This window comes from Mycobacterium sp. (assembly GCF_039583805.1).
GTDB lineage: Bacteria > Actinomycetota > Actinomycetes > Mycobacteriales > Mycobacteriaceae > Mycobacterium.
In genome coordinates this window covers 1-4,495 of sequence record NZ_JAVKSH010000165.1, presented here as the reverse complement: position 1 = coordinate 4,495, position 4,495 = coordinate 1, and the positions used below count along the sequence as shown (strand labels likewise).

Here is a 4,495-nt window from a genome sequence, read left to right as displayed (position 1 = left end):
CGGACCGCCGCAGGGTTGTTCATGGATCGCTCGCGCGGCACCGCCGGCCCGTCGTGACGACCAACCGGCAGCCGGCCCGCTACGAACCGGTCGCGCGGGTGCTGCCGCTGTTGTCGGTGCCGCACCTGGACCGCGACTTCGACTATCTGGTGGCCGCCGAACAGTCCGACGACGCACAGCCCGGTGTGCGGGTGCGGGTGCGGTTCCACGGCCGCCTCGTCGACGGGTTCGTCCTGGAACGCCGCACGCACACCGACCACGCCGGCGCGCTGGCCTGGCTGGATCGCGTCGTCTCGGCCGAGCCGGTGCTCACCGCGGAGATTGCGCGCCTGGTCGACGCGGTGGCGGCGCGCTACGCAGGCACCCGCGCCGACGTGCTGCGACTGGCTGTGCCGCCCCGGCACGCCCGGGTGGAACGCGAAAACCACACGGCGCCAAGCCGGCCCGTCGTCGCACCGGTGGACCCGACCGGCTGGGGAGCGTACGGCCGCGGTGGGCAGTTCCTTGCCGCACTGGGCGAATCGCGGGCAGCGCGCGCGGTGTGGCAGGCGTTGCCCGGCGAGTTGTGGACCGCGCGGTTCGCCGAGGCTGCCGCCCAGACGGTGCGCACCGGGCGGGGCGTGCTGGCGATCGTGCCGGATCAGCGCGACCTTGACGACCTGTGCCGCGCCGCGACCGCACTGCTCGACGGGTCCGCCGTGGTGACCTTGTCGGCGGGTCTGGGGCCGGCCGTGCGCTACCGGCGTTGGCTGGCCGCGCTGCGGGGCAGCGCGCGCCTGGTGATCGGCACCCGCAGCGCGGTGTTCGCCCCGGTCACGGAGTTGGGACTGGTGATGGTCTGGGACGACGGCGACGACACGCTGGTCGAGCCGCGGGCGCCGTACCTGCATGCCCGGGAGGTGGCGATGCTGCGCGCCCACCAGATGCGGTGCGCGGCGCTGATCGGCGGCTACGCGCGCACCGCGGAAGCGCACGCGCTGGTGCGCAGCGGCTGGGCGCGTGACGTGGTGGCGGTGCGCCCGCTGGTGCGCGCCCGCACGCCTCGGGTGGTCGCCGTAGACGACGGCGGCTACGCCGACGAACGCGATCCGGCGGCCCGGACCGCGCGGTTGCCGTCGGTGGCGCTGCGCGCGGCCCGGGCCGCGCTGCAGGCCGGGGCTCCGGTGCTGGTGCAGGTGCCGCGCCGCGGCTACCTGCCGTCGCTGGCCTGTGCGCGCTGCCGGGCCATCGCCCGCTGCCGGCACTGCACCGGCCCGGTGTCGATGGCGGAGCGGGGCGGTGCCGCCGTCTGCCGCTGGTGCGGACACGCCGACCCGGCGCTGCGCTGCTCGCGCTGCGGGTCCGACGCGGTGCGCGCCGTCGTCGTCGGCGCCCGGCGCACCGCCGAGGAACTCGGCCGGGCGTTTCCGGGCACGCCGGTGATCACGTCCGGGGGCGACGCCGTCGTGCCCGAGGTGGCCGGCGGCCCGACGCTGGTGGTGGCCACCCCCGGGGCCGAACCCCGGGCGTCCGGGGGGTACGGCGCGGTGCTGCTGCTGGACACCTGGGCGCTGCTGGGCCGGCAGGATCTGCGCGCGGCCGAGGACACGCTGCGACGCTGGCTGGCCGCGGCGGCGCTGGCGCGGGCCCGCGGCGACGGCGGGGTGGTGGCGGTGGTCGCCGAATCGTCGATCCCGACCGTGCAGGCGCTCATCCGGTGGGATCCGGTGGGCCACGCGGACGCCGAGCTGGCGGCCCGCACCGAGGTCGGGCTGCCGCCCAGCGTGCACCTGGCCGCCATAGATGGTACTGCCGGTGCCGTGACCACGCTGCTGGCGGAGCTGCAGTTGCCGGACGGCGCCGACGTGCTCGGCCCGGTGGAGTTACCTGCCGTCGCGCGCCGTCCTGCGGGCGCCGCCGCCGGCGCGCCGGTGACCCGGATGCTGGTTCGGGTGCCCCGCGAGCAGGGGTCGGCGCTGGCGGCGGCGCTGCGGTGCGCCGCGGGCGTGCTCAGCGCTCGCCAGGCTCACGAGCCGGTCCGCGTGCAGATCGACCCGCTGCACATCGGCTGACGTCAGGGTTGTGAGCAGTTGGCGGAATACTGAGTGGTAGTGAGCGTACGAACGTTCTAGTCAGTATGCTGGTGGAGTGAATCTGACGGAGTGGGCGCGGGCGCAGGGTGTTCATCCACAGACGGCGTACCGCTGGTTTCGCGAGGGGACGTTGCCGGTTCCGGCGGTGCGGGTGAACGAGCGGACGGTGCTGGTATCCCCGGATGTGCCTGGCGAGTCGGCTCCCACCGCGTTCGGGTTGTATGCGCGGGTGTCCTCTCATGATCAGAAGTCGGATTTGGATCGTCAGGTCGCTCGGCTGACGGGCTGGGCCGCTGAGGTGGGCGGGACGGTGGCGCGGGTGGAGGCCGAGGTCGGGTCCGGAATGAACGGGTCTCGGGCCAAGGTGCGGCGGCTGTTGGCGGACCCGCGGGTGACGACGGTGGTCGTCGAGCACCGCGACCGGCTCGGGCGGATGAACACCGAATTGGTCGAATCCGCGCTGGCCGCGCACGGACGCCGGTTGGTGGTGCTCGACGACGGCGAGGTCGGCGACGACCTGGTGGGCGACATGGTGGAGGTGCTGACTTCGTTGTGTGCCCGACTCTATGGTCGCCGCAGTGCTCGAAACCGGGCGTTGAAAGCGGTGGGCTGCGCGCAGCGCGACATCGGCCCGAAGGCGGTTGTGGCCGGCGAAGCTGTCGGTGGTGTCGGTAAGGATGGCCGGTGATGAGTATGACGACCGGACAGTCACGGGCGCGCCCATCGTGAGCCAGTTGCGCCAGATCGCTGCACCGTTCGTCGCCGACCCGGCGACGGGTGTGTGCGTCCGCACCCGGCTCCAAGGGCTCACCGACACCGATGTGGCGGTGCTGCGGCAGGTTGGCGCTCACCTGGGCGGGTTGGCCGCCGCTGACCTGGCGGCGCGGGTGCGCACTGGTCTCGGGCACGACAAGGATGTCTGGGCCGCACGCAAACGCGATCTGACGGCCGCGTCGACCGCGCGGTGGGCGGGCAGTATCACCAAGGCCACCCACGACCAGTGGGGTGTGGCGCGGCGCGCACAGGCCGCGCATATCCGGTCCCTGCGCGGCGGGATCGCGACGATCCGTCACCGGCTCGCCCAGGAGTTAGGAGCCAAAGGCACCGGCGGTATGCCGGGCGGGTATCGGTCCCGGGGTGAATGGTTCGCCAAATCACGGCGTCTGGCGGTCCTGCAACAGCGGCTCGCCGAGGTGGAATCTGACCGGGCCGCCGGCCATGTGAGCGTGGTGCGGGGCGGCAAACGGCTGCTGCACAAACGCCACCACCTGATGCAGGCCGGGCTCACCGAGCCGCAGTGGCGGGATCAGTGGGCGGCGGCCCGCTGGTTTTTGTCCGCGGACGGCGAGTCGGGTAAACGCTGGGGAAACGAAACGATCCGCGTCGACGGCGACGGTGCACTGTCACTGCGCCTGCCTGCACCTTTGGAGCACCTGGCGAACGCCCCGCAGGGCCGGTACGTCCTGTCAGGCACGATCACGTTCGGCCACCGCGGCCAGGAATGGGCCGACCGGGTGGAAGCGAACCGCGCGGTCGCCTACCACATCCACTTCTCACCCGACAAGCAGCGCTGGTATCTCGATGCCGCCTGGCAGCGCACACAGGCGCCGGCGGTGCCGTTGGAGGCGCTGCGCGCCGGGGAACTCATCGGGGTGGACATGAACGCCGATCACCTCGCGGCCTGGCGCCTCGACGGCCACGGCAACCCGATCGGTGCCCCGCGCACGTTCGGCTATGACCTGTCCGGTGGAGTCGACCGTCGCGACGCCCAGGTCCGCCACGCCCTGACCCGTCTGCTGCACTGGGCCACGAACACCGGGAGCAAGGCAATCGCGGTCGAGGACCTCGACGTCACCGACAGCAAGACCCGCGAAAAGCACGGCCGCCGACGAAGGTTCCGCCAGCTCATTTCCGGCATGCCCACGAGCACACTCCGAGCAAGGCTCATCAGCATGGCGACCGCGCACGGAATCAGTGTGATCGCCGTCGACCCCGCCTCCACCTCCACGTGGGGTGAGCAGCACTGGCACAAACCGCTGGCCTCCCACCATCCACAGACCACCCGACACCACGCCGCGAGCGTGGCCATCGGACGGCGCGCCCTCGGACACAAGATCCGGCGACGCGTGGCACCGCCCCAACCACACCAGAGCGATGTGGCTGGGCATCGGACCACGCGGGCCCAATCAGGCATCCGAGAGCGTGAGACAACCCGCCACCCCAGGCCAGGACCACGGACACGATCCGCTTGTCCGCCCGGGGCGAAGAACGCGGGAAGCCAGGCGACCCAACACCGTTCGGGGCCGCCCACCGAGCAAAACTCAGTTTCGCTCAGTGTTTAGGAACGGTTCGGCGGCGAACGGACGCTGCCGGCCGCTGGAGAGTGGGTCACCGCCGTCCGGCGCGCTCACTCACCGTTTCCG

General features: G+C 72.5%; 3 protein-coding genes. All 3 read left to right on the top strand.

Translation table 11 applies throughout. From position 1 onward, the window contains the following. The first annotated feature begins 53 nt into the window (after positions 1-53). The 3 genes from ABDW21_RS16275 to ABDW21_RS16265 all read left to right on the top strand — a co-directional run bounded on the left by ABDW21_RS16275 (position 54) and on the right by ABDW21_RS16265 (position 4,414). Positions 54-2,051 carry a primosomal protein N' gene (locus tag ABDW21_RS16275; RefSeq protein ID WP_343710743.1) on the top strand — a complete coding sequence of 666 codons (1,998 nt, stop codon included), beginning with the start codon at positions 54-56 and terminating at the stop codon, positions 2,049-2,051. 76 nt (positions 2,052-2,127) lie between these two features. Further along, entirely contained in the window at positions 2,128-2,760 is a 633-nt protein-coding gene (locus tag ABDW21_RS16270; RefSeq protein WP_343600209.1) for an IS607 family transposase, read from the top strand. Beyond that, positions 2,750-4,414: a hypothetical protein gene (locus ABDW21_RS16265; protein ID WP_343600211.1), complete on the top strand. Its 1,665-nt coding sequence runs from the start codon at positions 2,750-2,752 to the stop codon at positions 4,412-4,414. The genes ABDW21_RS16270 and ABDW21_RS16265 overlap by 11 nt, the downstream gene beginning before the upstream one ends. Positions 4,415-4,495: the final 81 nt, after the last annotated feature.